This is a genomic window from Pseudofrankia inefficax (assembly GCF_000166135.1).
Classification (GTDB): domain Bacteria; phylum Actinomycetota; class Actinomycetes; order Frankiales; family Frankiaceae; genus Pseudofrankia; species Pseudofrankia inefficax.
Window position 1 is genome coordinate 2,248,305 of the sequence record NC_014666.1, and the last position, 16,253, is coordinate 2,264,557.

Annotated in this window: 13 protein-coding genes; 5 read left to right on the forward strand and 8 right to left on the reverse strand. The window is 73.0% G+C overall.

Annotation, left to right across the window (positions count from 1 at the left end):
- Window positions 1–260 precede the first annotated feature (260 nt).
- A complete protein-coding gene (locus FRAEUI1C_RS09120) occupies window positions 261–1,448 on the forward strand; it encodes an acyl-CoA dehydrogenase family protein (RefSeq protein WP_013423009.1) in 1,188 nt (395 codons plus the stop codon).
- An 85-nt stretch (window positions 1,449–1,533) separates the two neighbouring features.
- Here the strand turns inward: FRAEUI1C_RS09120 and FRAEUI1C_RS09125 are convergent, their stop codons facing one another.
- Window positions 1,534–2,013, reverse strand: coding sequence for a MaoC/PaaZ C-terminal domain-containing protein (locus FRAEUI1C_RS09125; RefSeq protein ID WP_013423010.1), 480 nt, complete (start codon window positions 2,011–2,013; stop codon window positions 1,534–1,536).
- Window positions 2,010–2,462, reverse strand: a complete 453-nt coding sequence (locus FRAEUI1C_RS09130) for an FAS1-like dehydratase domain-containing protein (RefSeq protein ID WP_013423011.1) — start codon at window positions 2,460–2,462, stop codon at window positions 2,010–2,012. Before FRAEUI1C_RS09130 ends, FRAEUI1C_RS09125 begins: the two co-directional genes overlap by 4 nt.
- 386 nt (window positions 2,463–2,848) lie before the next feature.
- On the opposite strand from FRAEUI1C_RS09130, the gene FRAEUI1C_RS09135 reads away from it, so the two are divergent.
- The 3 genes from FRAEUI1C_RS09135 (at window position 2,849) to FRAEUI1C_RS09145 (ending at window position 6,683) form a co-directional block, all read left to right on the forward strand.
- Entirely contained in the window at window positions 2,849–4,054 is a 1,206-nt protein-coding gene (locus tag FRAEUI1C_RS09135; protein ID WP_013423012.1) for a hypothetical protein, read from the forward strand.
- A gap of 881 nt (window positions 4,055–4,935) precedes the next feature.
- Window positions 4,936–5,517: a TerD family protein gene (locus FRAEUI1C_RS09140; RefSeq protein ID WP_013423013.1), complete on the forward strand. Its 582-nt coding sequence runs from the start codon at window positions 4,936–4,938 to the stop codon at window positions 5,515–5,517.
- 365 nt (window positions 5,518–5,882) lie between these two features.
- The gene (locus tag FRAEUI1C_RS09145) at window positions 5,883–6,683 is read left to right on the forward strand and encodes a DUF6585 family protein (protein WP_013423014.1); all 801 of its coding nucleotides are present in this window, start codon (window positions 5,883–5,885) and stop codon (window positions 6,681–6,683) included.
- 141 nt (window positions 6,684–6,824) lie between these two features.
- Here FRAEUI1C_RS09145 and FRAEUI1C_RS09150 read toward each other — a convergent pair whose 3' ends face one another.
- The 4 genes from FRAEUI1C_RS09150 to FRAEUI1C_RS40845 all read right to left on the reverse strand — a co-directional run bounded on the left by FRAEUI1C_RS09150 (window position 6,825) and on the right by FRAEUI1C_RS40845 (window position 10,588).
- Window positions 6,825–7,184: a type II toxin-antitoxin system RelE family toxin gene (locus tag FRAEUI1C_RS09150; RefSeq protein WP_013423015.1), complete on the reverse strand. Its 360-nt coding sequence runs from the start codon at window positions 7,182–7,184 to the stop codon at window positions 6,825–6,827.
- Between the two features lie 190 nt (window positions 7,185–7,374).
- Complete coding sequence (locus FRAEUI1C_RS09155) at window positions 7,375–8,097, reverse strand: HAD family hydrolase (protein WP_083819453.1); 723 nt, start codon at window positions 8,095–8,097, stop codon at window positions 7,375–7,377.
- A 70-nt stretch (window positions 8,098–8,167) separates the two neighbouring features.
- Window positions 8,168–8,611, reverse strand: a complete 444-nt coding sequence (locus FRAEUI1C_RS09160) for a CoA-binding protein (protein ID WP_013423017.1) — start codon at window positions 8,609–8,611, stop codon at window positions 8,168–8,170.
- A 66-nt stretch (window positions 8,612–8,677) separates the two neighbouring features.
- Complete coding sequence (locus tag FRAEUI1C_RS40845) at window positions 8,678–10,588, reverse strand: hypothetical protein (protein WP_013423018.1); 1,911 nt, start codon at window positions 10,586–10,588, stop codon at window positions 8,678–8,680.
- 595 nt (window positions 10,589–11,183) lie between these two features.
- Here FRAEUI1C_RS40845 and FRAEUI1C_RS42280 point away from each other — a divergent pair.
- Entirely contained in the window at window positions 11,184–11,540 is a 357-nt protein-coding gene (locus tag FRAEUI1C_RS42280; protein ID WP_013423019.1) for a DUF5999 family protein, read from the forward strand.
- A 58-nt stretch (window positions 11,541–11,598) separates the two neighbouring features.
- Here the strand turns inward: FRAEUI1C_RS42280 and FRAEUI1C_RS09175 are convergent, their stop codons facing one another.
- Complete coding sequence (locus FRAEUI1C_RS09175; RefSeq protein ID WP_013423020.1) at window positions 11,599–12,441, reverse strand: hypothetical protein; 843 nt, start codon at window positions 12,439–12,441, stop codon at window positions 11,599–11,601.
- A 754-nt stretch (window positions 12,442–13,195) separates the two neighbouring features.
- Window positions 13,196–16,006: a pyruvate dehydrogenase (acetyl-transferring), homodimeric type gene (aceE, locus tag FRAEUI1C_RS09180; RefSeq protein ID WP_013423021.1), complete on the reverse strand. Its 2,811-nt coding sequence runs from the start codon at window positions 16,004–16,006 to the stop codon at window positions 13,196–13,198.
- Between the last annotated feature and the right edge of the window lie 247 nt (window positions 16,007–16,253).

Below are 16,253 nucleotides of genomic sequence, written 5' to 3' on the forward strand. Positions count from 1 at the left end.
CCGGCCCGCGGACCGCTGCGCCGGGCGGTGGGCGGTCGTGTCATCGTGTCGCGCCGTGCGGTCACGGGCCAGCGAAGGGGAAGTGACCTTGGTCGTCCCGGGCCGTCCCGATGTGCGTCTGGGCGTCCGGGTGGGCAGGATGGACCGCGGCGCATCCCGTGGGGTCGCGCGGCCGGTCTGCCGGACGCGGGATCCACCGGCGCACGGGGTTCTCGCCGCGCTCCGCCCAGGCGGGGCCGGCCGAGAGCAGGTGTGCCGTGATGCTGGATCGAGACCAGATTCGGACGGGTGCCGTGCAGGAGAGTGACTTCACCGAGGTTTTGGCCTCGGTACGACGGTTCGTGCAGGAGCGGGTCGTGCCGCTCGAGCCGGAGATCGAGGAGACGGACGCGATGCCCGCCTCGCTGCGGGCCGAGGCGGCCGAGATGGGCCTGTTCGGGTTCGCGATCCCGGAGCTGTACGGCGGGCTCGGCCTGTCGATGAGCGAGGAGGTCCGGCTCGTCTACGAGCTGGGCTACACCACGCCGTCGTTCCGGTCGATGTTCGGGACCAACAACGGGATCGCGGGCCACGTCCTGCTGGAGGGCGCGACCGAGGAGCAGAAGAAGACCTGGCTGCCGAAGGTGGCCTCCGGCGAGTGGACCGCGTCGTTCGCGCTGACCGAGTCCGGCGCCGGGTCCGACCCGTCCGGCCTGACCACGACCGCCGTCCGCGACGGCGACGAGTGGGTGATCAACGGCTCGAAGCGGTTCATCACCAACGCGCCGCTCGCCGACGTCTTCATGGTCTTCGCCCGTACCGACCCGGAGGCCGCGTCCAGCCGCGGCATCAGCACGTTCATGGTCGAGAAGGGCACGCCGGGCCTGTCGGTCGGGCCGCGCGACCACAAGATGGGCCAGGCCGGCGCCTGGACCGCGGACGTGTACTTCGACAACGTGCGGGTGCCGTCGTCGGTGCTGATCGGCGGCGAGGCCGGGGTCGGCCGCGGCTACGCGACGGCGATGCGCTGCCTCGCGCACGGCCGCATCCACATCGCCGCGCTGTGCGTCGGCATGAGCCAGCGGCTGGTGGACGAGTCCGTCGCCTACGCGGCGACCCGCGAGCAGGGCGGCGGGGTGATCGGCTCCCACCAGCTGATCCAGGGGCTGATCGCGGACTCGGCGACCGACCTCTACGCCGCCCGGGCGCTGGTCTCCGACGTCGCGGCGAAGTTCGACGACGGCAGTGACAAACGGATCGGCCCGTCGTGCGCGAAGTACTTCGCGTCCGAGGCGGTCGGGCGCATCGCCGACCGCGCGGTGCAGATCCACGGCGGCTCGGGCTACATCCGGGGCGTGCCGGTCGAGCGCTTCTACCGGGACGCGCGGCTGTTCCGCATCTACGAGGGCACCAGCCAGATCCAGCAGATCGTCATCGCCCGGGGCCTGCTCGCCCAGGCCGGCGGCTGACCGCCGGTCCGTCGTCGAGCGCCGCGTCCGCGGGCCTGCCTGGCGGGGCAGGCCCGCGGCCGCGGCCGAACGCGGCCCGCCGCCCTCAGGCCGGCAGGACGAAGGTGGCCTCACCGCGCAGGTGGGTGCCTCCGGTCTGCCGGGTGACGAGCAGGGCCAGGTCGACGAACTGGCGGCCGGCCTCCTCGCGCAGCGCGGTGACGGTGGCGGTGTAGGTCAGCACGTCGCCCGGCCAGGCCTGCTCGCGGAACTGGACCGTGAAGCGGCGCAGGTTCGCCGCGCCGAGCCAGTCGGTCACGTAGGTGCCGAGGATGCCGGCCTGCAGCATGCCGACCGCGAACACCGTCGGGAAGCCGGCGGCGCGGGCGAACTCCTCGTCGTGGTGGATCGGGTTCAGGTCGCCCGAGGCGCCCTGGTAGCGGACGAAGTCGGTGCGGGTCAGCGGGCTGTCGACGAACGGCGCCGGCCCGGCTCCGACGGCGAGGTCCGCGTGCGCTAAGTCCGCGTGCGCTAAGTCGGTGTGCGCCCGGGCGTGCGGGTTCGCGGTGGCGGCGGCCGGCGTCATCGGTCGGTCTCCTGGCCGGCCAGGGCCGGCGGCTGGCCGGTGACGATGAAGGTCTTCCGCAGGTCGGCGACGGGGCGGCCGTCCGGGGTGCGGAACTCGTGGACGACCTCGATGAACCGCATCGAGCCGCCGCGCCGGCCCTCCTTGACGTAGTCGGCGGCGATCCGGGCCCGGGCGACCAGCCGGGTGCCGGCGCGCGGCGGCTCGCCGTGGAAGACGAACTCCTGGCCGCCGTCCAGCACCCGGCCGAGCTCGATGTCCTTGCCGCCGTCGACCTCGTCCCAGGGGAAGCCTGCGCCGGAGGACCAGAGGGCGGACGTCGCGAGGAAGGTGGCGGGGGAGACCGGCCGGTCGGCCGCCAGATAGTCGGGATTGCTCGACTTGGTCGCTCGGGCGAACTCGCGGATCTTGCCGAGTTCGACCTCCATCGTGTATCCGGGGCCGGGCATGCAGGGCTCCTTCCCGCGCCGCGCGGTGCCCGGCTGCCGGGTCGCGGCCAGGCCGGGTGGGGGCGCGAGGGCGATCCGACGGGCCGTGGGTGGTCGGGACCCGTCAGGTTGGTGACCGACTGGTCGGTCGGGGTCGAGTCATGCCAGGCTGCCATGGAGTCGGCCCGAATGCACCGAGATCGCCTACGTGGTCGCGAAACCACGCGTTGACGCGGTGGACATCCGCCGTTGGCCGCGGGACGTCCGGTGCCAGGCGCGGGTGGCGCGAGTCACGAAGCGTCGGACCAGGCCAGACGCCCCAACGCCCGGCCGACACGCCGAACGATGGTCACAGAAACGAGCAATCCGCCCACGGTGCGCCGGGAGCGCCCCTAGGGTTGGCGGCGATGGAGCAACGATCGGCGGGGGAGCGGCAGCGCGTCGGGGGCCTCAACCGGCGCGGCAACGCCGTCGGCGGCGACAGTCCGGCAAGCCGGACCGATCCGGGCGGAAGGTTCGGCACCGAGGGCGTCCGCGCGATGGGCGCACGGACCGGCCCGCACTCCGTGCCGCTGGCGATGCGGTCCGACTCCGGGTCGGATCCGGCGCCCGGGCGGCACCGGTCGCCCTGGGGGCGCTCGGGCCGGATCCTGCCGATCCGGTGGGGCCGGATCGTCGTCGGCTGCCTGGTGGCCCTCGGCGTCGTCGTCGGGATCCTCGGCTTCGCGCTGGTCAGCCGGGGCGGTAACGGCGGGCGCGCCGACACGGCGAGCTCCGGCTCGACGGGCCGCCAGCCGGGCGCCAGCAACCCGGTCGCCGTCGTGGCCCCGTCGCCGGCGCAGGCCGGGGCCCCGTCCGGTGAGACCAGCGGCGTCGCCAGCCCGGCTCCCGGGGTCCAGGAGGTCCTCCCGGGCCAGCTGTCGTCCGCTCCGCCGGCACCGACGTCACCGCCCAGCGCGGCCGTCAAGGTCACCCAACCGGGCCCACGGCCCGCCGGACCGGTGCTCACCCTCGGCCGGACCAGCGTCGATCTCGGGTCCGTCGACTCGACCGACAGCGTCGACCTGACGGCCACGGGCACCACGGCCGTCGACCTCCGGATCGGCGGTGGCCTTCCGTCCTGGCTCACGGCGGTCCCGCGGACCACCCACCTCGACCCCGGCTTCCGGACCGAGCTGGTGATCACCCTGGACCGGTCGGCGGCCCCGGTCGGCCAGATCAGCGTCCCGATCAACGTGACGGTCGCGACGGGAACCGGGGGCGGCACCATCCAGGTCACCGGCGCGGTCACCGCCGGCCCGAAGATCCTCTCGGTGACCCCGCCCTCGCTGCGGCCGCAGGCCTGCGCCACCGACCAGGCACCCGCCACCGGCCCGCTGACGGTGCAGGTCCAGGACGCGATCGGCATGGCCGGGGGAACCGTCACGGTCACCACCGCCGACGGCACGACGACGCTCAGCCTCCAGCTCGCGACCTCGACGGACGACCAGTCCACCTGGACCGCGTCCCTCGGCCCGGCCCCCGCCGGCACCCTGGGCTACACCATCACCGTCAAGGACCTGAACAGCCGGACCGCGTCCCAGCAGGGCTCGTTCACCGTCGCTGCCTGCTAGCCGGGCTGCCCCGGGCGAGAGTCCCCCGGTCCCGGCGATCCCTTGATCACTGCTTGGCCCTCCGGTGGGCTCTGCTTGCCCGTTCGGGCCTTGAGGCTGGGCGAGTCCTTACCTGCGCCGGGCGGTTTCCGGCGGAGAACAGTCAACCATTCAGACCGTATGTTGTGGCCCTCCGGTGCGCCGTGTGGAAACGTTGACGGGAACGTCTCCGATGGCCTGGAAAAGCCGATCGAGGCTTGTCTGATTCCGCACGAGGTGCCACTATCCAAGGAGAGTGCCGCCTGGTACCCCCCGAGCCAGGCGGCACTCTCATGCCCGGACAAGTCCCTGTCGCCCAACGCTTCTCGTGCCGTGGGCCGGCGCCGACGATGGCCGGCCGCGCCCCAGTCGGGGGCCGGTCACGACATGACGCGAACGCCGGCTGGCGCCGGATTCGGGCCTCGGAGGTTATTGCCCCGGCAACGAATTCCGGTCAATTCGAGGTTCGATTGGACCTCTTTCCCCGTGGATCGTCCGTGCCGCCCGCACGGGCGGACGACGGTCCTGTCGCGTCGGCGACGACAGCCTGCGCGTCGTCCTCGCCGGCCGTGCTGCTCCGCAGGCCGTGGTCCGCATGGCGGCCCGCTCCCGGTCGCGCGGGCCCGGTCCGAGTGATGGCACCGGTAACCAGGTGTGGCGCGAGGCGACCAGGCGCCGCGACCGCGGGACATCAACGACCCCACCCGGCCCCACCAGGTCGGCCAGCCCCTCGCCGGCCACACCGACGTCCTGTGGTGGGTGGGTTGCTGCTACTCGGGAGTGGGACAACTGCCTGGAACTACTGGCCCCGCTAGGCGGGTACCGGGGTCCGATTTGTATCCCCGGTACTAGGCTTTGTGGGCATGGCCTCCGTGTCTTTGTCCAAGGGCGGCAATGTCTCGCTGAGCAAGGCCGCACCGAACCTGACCGCAGTCACCGTCGGCCTGGGCTGGCAGGTGCGCCAGACGTCGGGGGCGGCGTATGACCTCGACGCCTCCGCGATCGTGCTGGACGACCGAGGCCGGGTGCTGTCCGACCAGTACTTCGTCTTCTTCAACAACCTGATCAGCCCGGACGGCAGTGTGCAGCATCTGGGCGACAACCTGGTCGGCGGCGGCGGGGGCGACGACGAGCAGATCACCATCGACCTGCGCACCCTGAACGCGCAGGCCGCGAAGGTCGTGTTCGCCGTGTCGATCTACGAGGCCGACGTGCGGCGCCAGACCTTCGGCCAGGTGCGGGACGCGTTCATCCGCGTCAGCGACTCCGCGTCGGGCCTGGAGATCGCCCGGTACGACCTCACCGAGGACGCGTCGACGGAGACCGCGATGCTGTTCGGCGAGTTGTACCGGTACGGCGGCGAGTGGAAGTTCCGCGCGGTCGGCCAGGGCTACGCCTCCGGCCTGCGTGGCATCGCGGTCGACTTCGGCGTCAACGTCGCCTGAGCCCGGGCGGCTCGGGCTGGCCGACGCGCGCCGCCCGGCAGCGGGCCGGCCCGCCCGGCAGCCATGGCCGCGTGACGGCCAAGCTGCCTGACGAGCGTGGGCCGTCCGACGGTCCGGGCTGCCCGAAGGCCGGCGCCGTCCGAAGAGTTCGGTCTCCCTGACGACCCCCATGTTTTGCCGGGCCGCCTGATTACCGGTTCTTTACTGTCCATTCTCTGACGGCTTCTTTGCCGAAAACGGGAAAGTCGTTCGGCGAAATCGCCGGTAGCGTCCAGTCCGACAGAAAGCCGGGTGGTCCTCGGTGGCCGCGCGGCCGGTGACGGTCCCGCTCGCACGGGGCCGGCCGGGTGGATTGGGGAGCTCCCGTGGCGGACAAGGTGGCGCCGACGGAGGTGGCGCGGGCGGCGGAGGCCCGCGGCCTCGGCCGGCTGGAGAGCTGGCACACGCCGGGCTGGTCGGCGGTCGTCCCGCCCGTCCTGGGTGCCGGCATGATCGTGTTCGGCGTCGTGCTGTGCGTCGCCGACCTGACGGTGCTGGCGACGGTGCTCGGGGTGCTGTTCGTGGGCGCCGGCGGCGTCCTGATCCATGTGGGCGTGAAGGCCGTCGAGTGGACCTACGTCCACGAGGGCGGCCTGGTCGCCCGGTCGCTGACGAGGCGCACACCCCTGGCGTTTGCCTGGTCGGACGTCGTCCATCTCGGCAGTTCCTGGACGAAGCGGTATGTGAACGGTTCCTATACCGGAATGTATGGCAACTACGTCTTTCACCTGCCGCAGGGCCGCCGGATTTCACTGACGTTCAACGCGGCCCCGCGTGACGTCGACAAGCTTCCGCGGCACATCGAGGGCAGGATCGCCCTTCAGCAGCTTCCGAGCAGGGTCGCCTGGCTGCGCGCCGGGCAGGATGTCGATTTCGGCGCCTTCACGCTGGGCCCGGCGGGGATCAGCGCCGACGGCCGGAACCTGACCTGGCCCGGCATCGCCGCCGCCGACGTCACGAAGGGCGTGCTGACCATCACCGCTCGGTCGGGCGGGACGCTGCTGGCGAGACCGGTGAAGAAGGTGCTCGACTTCCAGGTCTTCTTCTGGCTGTTCGAGCGGGTCGTCGGCCAGCCCAGCTGGCAGCACGCGCTGGCCCAGCTGGAGGCGACTCGCGAGGCGTCGTGACCAGGACCGGCCCTCGCCGCGCCCGACGAGCCGGGCCGCGGACGCGGGGCCCGGGGGTTGCCGCTCCGTGCCGACCTCCGGGTCTCGCCTACCTCCGGTGCCGCCCGGGTACCGGCCTCGTCCGGGCCGGGAACGGGCCGGTCAGCGGAAGCGGTCGACGAACGGGAGCCGGGACCCCGGCTCGGCCAGCCGGCGCACGACCCGGGGACGGTGGCCGACGACCATGACCCGGATCGTGCGGGTGTTCGCGTCGACCCGGTAGAGGATGCGCCAGTGGTGCTCGGTCGCCTCGAACATCGTCGATGACGGGGTCGCGCCCTGCTCGCCGTGGTTGCGGGCGGTCTTCGCCGTCTGCTCGCCGAGCGGCCGGCCGGCCTTGTAGGGGTCCCGGAGCAGCGCGCCGTCCAGGAACCGCCGGACGTCGACGGCGACCAGCTCGGGCAGCCGCTCAAGGTCCTTCTGCGCCGACGGCGCGAGCACGATCCGGAACTTCTCGCTCACGGCCCGGCCAGCCCGGACGGCGCCGGCGCGCGGCGCGCCTCGGCGGGGGGAACAGGCACGAGCCGATCATAGGCGAATCAGGCCCTTCCGGTCCGCGTCCTGCCCGAGAGCGCCGCCGCGGTCCCGGTCGGCCGCGACCCGGCCAGGGGCACACGGGTTCCCGCGCCGGCCCCGTGCGGTCGGCCCGCGCCTAGGCGTAGGCGGCGCGGACCGTGGCCGGCGTCAGGTCACCGATGTGCTCGACCCGGACGGCGGCGAGCGCGACCGCCTCGGCCGACGGTGGGAAGTGCGGGTTCGGGACGACGACCACCGGCATGCCTGCGGCGGCAGCGGCCCGCACGCCGTTGGTCGAGTCCTCCACGGCGACGCACCGGCCGGCCTCGATGCCGAGCCGGCGGGCGGCCTCCAGATAGACGTCCGGCGCGGGCTTGCCCCGGGCGACCTCCTCGGAGGAGACGAACGTCCGGAACGCGTCGGCGAGCCCGGCGACGCGCAGCACCCGCTCGATGATCACCCGTGGCGACGACGACGCGACGGCCAGCGGCAGCCCGGCGGCGAGCGCCCGCACGGCGTCGACCGCCCCGTCGATGAGCGGCGGCGCCTCGCCGTACCGCTCGCCGAGCCGGTGCAGCACCTCGGCGGCCACCTCGTCGGCCGTCATCCCGATGCCCAGCCCGACCAGGTAGGCGGCCCACTCCGGCGTCGACATGCCCATCATCGCCCGGGTGCTGTCGGGCAGCCAGGTCCCGCCGCGCTCGGCGACCAGCCGCCTGCGGATCTCGTCCCAGACCTGCTCGGAGTCGATCAGCACGCCGTCGAGATCGAAGATCACCGCCGTCGGGCCGTCGGCGCGGCCGCCCGTCTCGCCGTCGCCCGCCGTCACGCCGTCCGCCGTCACGCCGTCCGCCACCATGGCTCCATCGTCGCGCCTCGGCCCACCGGGCGGGCCGAGGGCCGGGCGCGCCGTGGGCCGGGTGGTCGGGCTACCAGCCGACGAGCGGGGCCTCGATCTTGGGGCAGGTGTCCATGACGACCCGCAGGCCGGCCCGCTCGGCGCGGGCCGCGGCCGCGTCGTCGCGTACGCCCAGCTGCAGCCAGACGCCCTTGGCCCCGGCGGCGATCGCGTCGTCGACCACCGGGCCGGCGAGCTCCGAGCGGACGAACACGTCCACGACGTCGACCGGGAACGGGATGTCGGTCACCGCCGCGTAGCCCTGCTCGCCGGCGATCGTCGGCTTCGACGGATGCACCGGGATCACCCGCTTGCCGTGCTCCCGCAGGTACCGCGCGATCTGGTAGGCGACCCGGCTCGTGTTGGTCGACAGCCCGACGACCGCCCAGGTGTGGGTGTCGGCCAGCATCCCGCGGACTGTCTCGTCGTCTCCGTAGCGCATGTCCGGGGCAACCGCCGCGGCGGGCCGCGTCATCCCGCCGCGCCGCGCCGTCCAGCCGCCCGGGTGGCCGCGGCCGAGCCGGGTCGGGTCGGGTCGGGGTCAGCCGAGCCGGCGGGGCGGCGGCGGGTCGGCCGGCCGGGACAGGACGAACTGGCGGATCGCCAGGGCCGCCGCGGGCGGGAAGAGGACCAGCACCGGCAGCAGGTAGCGGTAGTCGAAGCAGACCGTCGCCGACGGGACGACCAGCACCGTCACCCCCAGGGCGACCAGCAGCGCGCAGTCGGCGCTGAGCCGGCGGCGCTCGGCGACCACCGGGTCCTGGTTGGCCCGGCGGTGCCGGCGCGCGGCACGCCGTTCGGCCCGGCGGGACGGGAACGGCGGGCCTCCGCCGCGCCCCGCCGGCCCGCCGCCGCCCTCCGTCCGGGCGGCGGTCGCCGGGTCGGCAAGGAAGGGATCGCCCAGCCCGAGCGCCGCCAGGCCCTCCAGCGCGGGCCTGGGGGCGCCCCGGGGGCCCGGCCCGGGTTCCGCGTAGGCCGCGGCCGTGACGACCGCTGGCGGCCCGTCCAGCGCCCACGGCCGGCGCAGACCCCGGCCGGACAGGCGGGGGCGCGGGAGGCCGAGGCCGGTGGCGACGAGGGCGAGCACGACGAGAACCGCGAGCAGCGGACCCGGCGTGTAGCCGAACCGTTGGTAGGCGCGCAGCCAGCCGGCCGCGGGCTCGTTGATCACCCTGGCCGGGTGCCCGCCGTCGAGGTCGAGCAGCGGGACGCTGGTGTGCCAGTAGTACGGCGGGTCCGCGGTCGGGAACCGCCACGAGCCGACCGGCCAGTCGCGGTAGCCGGTGCTCCGGCCGGGCAGGAAGTAGTGCCCGACGTCGGCGGCGACCATGCGGGCGTAGTCCGCCGGCTGGCGCAGGATCACCTGGTGGGCGAAGTCGGCCAGGACCGCGTTCTTGTGCTGCTCGCTGCCCGTCAGCTGGAACCGGGGGCTGGTGTCGGCCCAGACGTAGTAGTTCGGGCCGGGCCGGGCCGCCGGCGAGTGCGGTGAGCAGAGGCCGAGCTGCTCCGTCGTCAGGTCCAGCCTGGAGCAGTCCGCGATCGGGGCGACCCGGCCGTACAGCCAGGCGGCGTCGCCCCCGGTCAGCGCGTAGCTGCCGTGGTAGCTGTGGAACCAGCCCGCGTAGGCCGCGAGCGGCGCGGCGAGGACCACCGAGAATGCCGCGAGCCGCAGCCAGCCCAGCCGCCGGACCAGCACGTAGGCGAGAGCCAGCACGCCGAGCACGACACCGAGGGTCCGTACCAGGCCGGCCCCGGCGAGCAGCCCGCCGGCCAGCCCGCACGCGAGTACCGACGGCCGCGGCGACCAGAGCAGCGCCACCAGGGCCGCGACCAGCAGCGCCAGGAACAGCGTCTCCGCCATGACGAAGTGCTCGATGTCGAGCTGGTAGGCGTCGAGCAGCACCGGAGTCGTGGCCAGCGCCGCGACCACCGGATGGGCCCGGCGGTGCACGAGCAGCGCGTACAGCGCCACGGCGATGGCCAGCCCGGCGAGGTGCTGGACGGCCGGCACGACGGCGAGGTGTCCCGCGTCGCCGAGCAGCCCCACGTCGCCGAGCAGTCGCAGCAGCACCGGGTAGCCGGCGGGCCGCATCGGGTCCGGCCGCGTCAGGTGGGCGAGCGTCAGGTAGGCGTATGAGTCCCCGGAGAACTCGAACGCCGGGCGGTAGGCGTACATCACCAGGACCCGCAGGGCCGCGCCGACGGCGAGCAGGACGGCGAACAGCCAGTGCCGGCGCGCGCCGGCCCCCAGGCGGGCCCACAACGGGCGGCGTGGACCCGCCAGCGGCCCGTCGCCCGACGGGGCCTCGGCGCTCACCGGGGCCCCGACGGGTGTCCTGGGGATGGCCGTGACGCCCAGCAGCGTGGGCTCGTCGCCGGTCGGGCCGCCGGGCGTCGCCGCCGCGCGGGCGTTGTGCCCGTCCGGGCCCGTCGCCACGGCGTCGGTGGTCATCGCGGGCCCTCCACCGTTCTCCCCGCCGAGGACCGTCGTCCCCGGGGCCGACCCCCGCGCCTCGATCACGTCCTCATGACCGCCAGTCACCAGCTGGAGCGCTCCCACCCCGGCGGCCGCCGTGACGTGCCGTAGGGCGGCAGGTCGGTAACCTACCGTCGGCGCGCGGCGCGACCAATCGGTGTGGCCCGCCTTGTGCCGGTGATGTTCTTCTGGCGGTTTGGCTAGGTTTCTCCCGGGTCCCGGCCGATCGTGCCCCGACCAGGGAAAGCGGGGGGCGACGACGGTCGTCGGCGGCGGCCCGCGCGGCGGGGCTGTCGGGTTCGCGTCACGGCGCGGGCGAGCCGGCGGCGCCGTCGCCTTCGCAGTGGTCCCGCCGTTGGCTACGCACAGTAGTCAATCGACGATCACTGTCGGGTCTACGGACACCCTCGGTGAAGGCTGGCCGAGCGTCCGGTACCCCTCTTTGGGCCAGTTTGGAACCCACCATGCAAACACGCCGAGGGCGCGGGCAGCAGGTCGTTGTGACGGCCCTAACCGGTAGGCGTAACGTCTGTTGCCTGTGCAGGTGAGTTCTTCTGAGCGGGCGGCGAGGGTGGGCGCCGCTGGCGGCGACTCCTCAGCCGCCTCCGCCTCTGCCCATCGCTCCGCCCCTACGCCCAGTGACGACGAGGCCCGACACGGCCCCGCCGGTCACCCCTGCGAGCATCAACCCGCCTGCCCGACGGCGGACGCGCTCGACCGGGATGCCGCGCGGTCCGTGCGTACCCATCCGGACCAGGGCTGGAGCCTGCTGTGCAACGGGGTGATCCTCTTCGAGGATACCGGCGAGATCCTCCCGACCGGCTGGACGGTGGAGCCCCGCCGTGGGCCGGCGCGGTCCGCCGGCTCCCGCGTGGCGCGGCCGCCGGCCCCCCGCCGTTCGACGACAGGCGTGCCCGCCGCCGTCTGAGACGGCCGCGGAGCGACGCCGACCGGACCGGCGGGTCCGAACCTCACCTCCCGCGGGGTTAGCGCACCGAGTGGTCCTGGAGCGGGATCAGCGCGGCCAGCGGGGTCGTCAGCCGGGCGCACAGCACCGGGTCGAGCAGGTCCTCGACGAGCAGCGCGCAGGCCAGGTCGGCGCACAGCTCCATGACCCGAGCCTCCGACGACGGGTCAGCGGGCAGCAGCGCCCCGCCACGGCAGTCCTGGCAGGGCCGCCAGAAGCCCTCGGCCGCGCTGCGGCGCACCAGGGTCCACACCCGGCGTCGGCCGGTCAGCACGGCCGTGCCGAACGCGGCGTCCATCGCCTCCTGGTGGTCGGACTCGTCGCGCGTCAACGCGGCGACGAGCAGGCCTTCGAAGACCTCGGAGCTGCGCGTGTCGTGGCAGCGGACCGCGAGCTTCGGCAGCGCCGCCAGCACACGTTTCACGTCCGCGGCCGACGGGCCCAGATCGGGTTCGTGCGAGCGCACCCGCGGGTACACCGCCCGCCAGGGACGCATCAGGCCGGCGTACTCCGAGCGCGACAGGATCGGGCGGGCATAGGCCGCGGCCAGCGCGTCGCGCATGGAGCGCAGCGCCGTCGCGGTGACCGTCGGGTCGACCGACACGTAGTCGGCGCCGGACAGGTCGTCGGCGTAGATCGCGGACAGCGCGTCGAACGCGGCCAGGACCTCGACGACCAGCGGCGACTCGGGGGACAGGGCACGGTCCCGGGCACCGGCGAGCGCCGACGAGTTGCGCCACTCGGCGGCGAGCCGGATCAGCTCGTCGTCGCTGGTGTGCACGAGCTGGGCCAGGATGCCCAGGATCCCACGCAGGTTCGGGTGCTCCTCGAGCCGTTCGACACGGCGGGCCCGCAGGATCACGCGGACACTCCGCTCGCCGCGCCCACCTGGACGTGGGTGGTCGGACGGTTAACCGTCACGGCAGCCTTCACGTGGTCCTCCTCGCCATAGGCGCTTCCCCGTCGAGCGCTCCCTCGCCACGGATGCGAACGATCCGCCGCCAGGCCCGGAGGCTCCGACGGCTCAGCGAGGACGCGACCAAGGACGCCGCGTCGCCGAGGCTCTCGGCTCCATGAACACCGGGCGTCCGGCCCCATGAACACTGAGCGTCAACCTCGTCAGCGTAGTGCGGCGCCGATCTCATCGCACCCAAACCGGCCGACTGTGCTGTCCGCGGACCATCCGGGCTCATCGGGCCGATGAGCCGGGACGCCTACCGCCCGACGGATACTCATAGTAGCCAATCTCGGCGCGGTGAGGCCGGAGCCGACCAGTGGCCCTGGCCATGAAGGCGGCACGTGCACGGCAAGGGACTCTGCGTCGACCAGCCCTGCGTCCTCGTGTCGATCTATGCCGTACTGGCCACCACCCGGAGCACGCGGCTCACCGCACCCCGTCACAGGGAGTCATCGACGCCCGCGGCGCGGGGGTGCCGCAACGGGCCGAGTGATACCTGGCGGCGGTCAGACGGCCGAGGGCCGCGACCATCGGGCATGACTCGACCCGGGCCTCGCGAGAACGCGGGTCCACGTGGCGGGAGGACGCGCGTCCACGCGCGGAGGAGCCGTGTGCGCAGGGTGCTCCGCGCCCGATGGCCGGGCGCGGAGCGTCTGCCCTAGCCCGAGATCGGCCGGTCGTCGGCCTCGCCCGCGGGGGTGCCGGCCACGGTGGACTCGCCGCGCAGGTCGTAGCGGGCGATGGCCTCCTCGACCACGCTGGCCTTGATCTGACCCGCGCGTACCAGCGACTCCAGGGTAGCCACGACGATCGACTCCGCGTCCACGTTGAAGTGCCGGCGCAGCGCCGCCCGGGTGTCCGACCGGCCGTAGCCGTCGGTGCCGAGCGAGGTGTAGGGCTGTGGCACCCAGCGGGCGATCTGGTCCGGAACCGCCCGCATCCAGTCGCTGACCGCGATCACCGGGCCCTGCGCGTCCGCGAGCATCCGGGTCACGTAAGGAACGCTCTCCGGCTGTTCCGGGTTGAGCAGGTTCGCCCGCTCGGAGCCGAGCGCGTCCTTGCGCAGCTCGTTCCAGGAGGTCACCGACCAGACGTCGGCCGCGACGCCGAACTCGGTGGCGAGCAGTTCCTGTGCTGTCAGCGCCCAGCGCATCGCGACGCCGCTGGCCAGCAGCTGCGCGCGGGGCGCGGCGGCCGCGCCGTCGCGGCCGGGGGTCGGCGCGATCGACGTGCCGGCGTCCTCGGCGGCTCGGAACCGGTACATGCCGGCGATGACCTGGGCCGGGTCGAGACCCGCCGGCTCGGCCGGCTGCGGGTACGGCTCGTTGTAGACCGACAGGTAGTAGAAGACGCTCTCGTCGCGCTCGCCGTACATCCGGTCCAGCGCGTCGCGGGTGATGTGCGCGATCTCGAAGCCGAACGCGGGGTCGTAGGCCACGCAGGCCGGGTTCGTCGACGCCAGCAGCAGCGAGTGGCCGTCCTGGTGCTGGAGGCCCTCACCGTTGAGCGTGGTGCGCCCCGCGGTGGCGCCGAGCAGGAAGCCACGGCCCAGCTGGTCGCCGAACGCCCACATCTGGTCGCCAGTGCGCTGGAAGCCGAACATCGAGTAGAAGACGTAGACAGGGATCATGTGCTGGGCGTGCGTCGCGTAGGACGTGCCAGCCGCGATCACCGAGCCCATCGAGCCGGCCTCGCTGATGCCCTCGTGCAGCATCTGGCCCTGCTGGGACTCCTGGTAGGACAGCAGCAGGTCCCGGTCGACGGCCTCGTACTGCTGGCCGTGCGGCGAGTAGATCTTCGCCGTCGGGAACATCGCGTCCATGCCGAACGTGCGGGCCTCGTCCGGGATGACGGGCACGAAACGGGCGCCCATCTCCTTGGTCTTCATGAGGTCCTTCAGCAGCCGCACGAACGCCATCGTCGTCGCGACCGGCTGTTTGCCGGAGCCCTTGCGCAGGATGTCGAACAGCGACGCGGGCGGCTGCGTCAGGGCCTTCGCGCGGGTCACCCGGCGCGGGAGCGAACCGCCGAGCGAGGCCCGCCGCTCCTTCATGTACTGGATCTCCTCGGAGTCCGGCCCCGGGTGGTAGTAGGGCGGCAGATCGCCCTCCAGCGCCGAGTCCGGGATCTCCAGGTAGAGCCGGTCGCGGAACTCCTTCAGCTCGGCCTTCGTGAGCTTCTTCATCTGGTGGGTGGCGTTGCGGGCCTCGAAGTCCTTGCCCAGCGTCCAGCCCTTGATGGTGTGCGCGAGGATCACCGTCGGCTGGCCCTCGTGCTCCGTCGCGGCCTTGTAGGCGGCGTAGAGCTTGCGGTAGTCGTGGCCGCCGCGGGACAGCTTGCGAAGGTCGTCGTCGGAACGGCCGGAGACCATCCGGCGCAGCCGCGCGTCCGAGCCGAAGAAGTTCTCCCGGATGTACTCGCCGGACGAGGTCGAGTAGGTCTGGAACTGGCCGTCCGGCGTTTCGTTCATCTTGTTCACGAGGGCGCCGTCGGTGTCCTGGGCCAGCAGCGGGTCCCAGTCGCGGCCCCAGACGACCTTGATGACGTTCCAGCCGGCGCCGCGGAAGAACGACTCCAGCTCCTGCATGATCTTGCCGTTGCCGCGGACCGGGCCGTCGAGGCGCTGCAGGTTGCAGTTCACCACGAAGATCAGGTTGTCGAGCTCCTCGCGGGCGGCGATGCCGAGCGCACCGAGCGACTCGGGCTCGTCCATCTCGCCGTCGCCCAGGAACGCCCAGACCTTGCTGCCGGACGTGTCCTTGATCTGCCGGTTGTGCAGGTACCGGTTGAACCGGGCCTGGTAGATCGCGTCCAGCGGGCCGAGGCCCATCGACACGGTCGGGAACTCCCAGAATTCCGGCATCAGCCGGGGGTGCGGGTACGACGAAAGGCCGCCCGGGGCGCCTTCCCGCCGGAACGCGTCCAGCTCCGACTCGGTGAGCCGGCCCTCAAGGAATGCGCGGGCGTAGATACCGGGGGAGGCGTGTCCCTGAATGAACACCTGGTCCCCCGAGCTGGAGCTGGGGGAGTAGCTCAGGTGGTCCTTGCCGCGGAAGAAATGGTTGAAGCCGACCTCGTAGAGGCTCGCGCTCGACGCGTATGTGGCGATATGCCCGCCGACGTTGTACTCGGGCCGGTTGGCGCGGCTCACCATGATGGCGGCGTTCCACCGGATGTAGGCCCGGATGCGCCGTTCGACGTGTTCGTCGCCGGGGAACCACGGCTCCTGCTCCGGCGAGATCGTGTTGATGTAGTCGGTGCTGGTCAGCGACGGGACGCCGACCGCGTTGGCCCGGGCGCGTTCCAGGAGCTTGAGCATGAGGAAACGTGCGCGGCCACGCCCCTGCTCGGCGATGACCGCGTCGAGGGACTCGAGCCATTCGCTCGTTTCCGACGGATCCACGTCAGGCAGCTGGCTTGGCAGTCCGTCGGTAATGACCGAGAACTTCCGGTTGCTCTCCTGTGCCACTTTTCCTCTGCTCCTAGCCCTCGGATGCTGGCCGGCCCGGGCAGGTCGTGCCCGGGTACGGACATGCTGACGCCATGGTGCTCCGTGCCGTCGAAGACGTCACGCACACCCCGGTTACCGCCGAGTTCCGTCGCGTCGACTGTGACGAACGTCAACGAAACTGTTCAGTGAAAACAACGTGAGCTGCTCACCACCGTATGCCCCGTCGCGCCCGGTCGGTACGGACTTGCTCCCGCCGCCTGGGCCC

What these genes read in the sequence shown, in the direction of transcription:
- FRAEUI1C_RS09130 (WP_013423011.1), bottom strand. Translation starts at nt 2,462, where the DNA reads ATGCCCGGCCCCGGATACACGATGGAGGTCGAACTCGGCAAGATCCGC.
- FRAEUI1C_RS09160 (WP_013423017.1), bottom strand. Translation starts at nt 8,611, where the DNA reads ATGACGCGGCCCGCCGCGGCGGTTGCCCCGGACATGCGCTACGGAGAC.
- FRAEUI1C_RS09140 (WP_013423013.1), top strand. Translation starts at nt 4,936, where the DNA reads ATGGCCTCCGTGTCTTTGTCCAAGGGCGGCAATGTCTCGCTGAGCAAG.
- FRAEUI1C_RS40845 (WP_013423018.1), bottom strand. Translation starts at nt 10,588, where the DNA reads ATGACCACCGACGCCGTGGCGACGGGCCCGGACGGGCACAACGCCCGC.
- FRAEUI1C_RS09120 (WP_013423009.1), top strand. Translation starts at nt 261, where the DNA reads ATGCTGGATCGAGACCAGATTCGGACGGGTGCCGTGCAGGAGAGTGAC.
- FRAEUI1C_RS09155 (WP_083819453.1), bottom strand. Translation starts at nt 8,097, where the DNA reads ATGGTGGCGGACGGCGTGACGGCGGACGGCGTGACGGCGGGCGACGGC.
- FRAEUI1C_RS09135 (WP_013423012.1), top strand. Translation starts at nt 2,849, where the DNA reads ATGGAGCAACGATCGGCGGGGGAGCGGCAGCGCGTCGGGGGCCTCAAC.
- FRAEUI1C_RS09125 (WP_013423010.1), bottom strand. Translation starts at nt 2,013, where the DNA reads ATGACGCCGGCCGCCGCCACCGCGAACCCGCACGCCCGGGCGCACACC.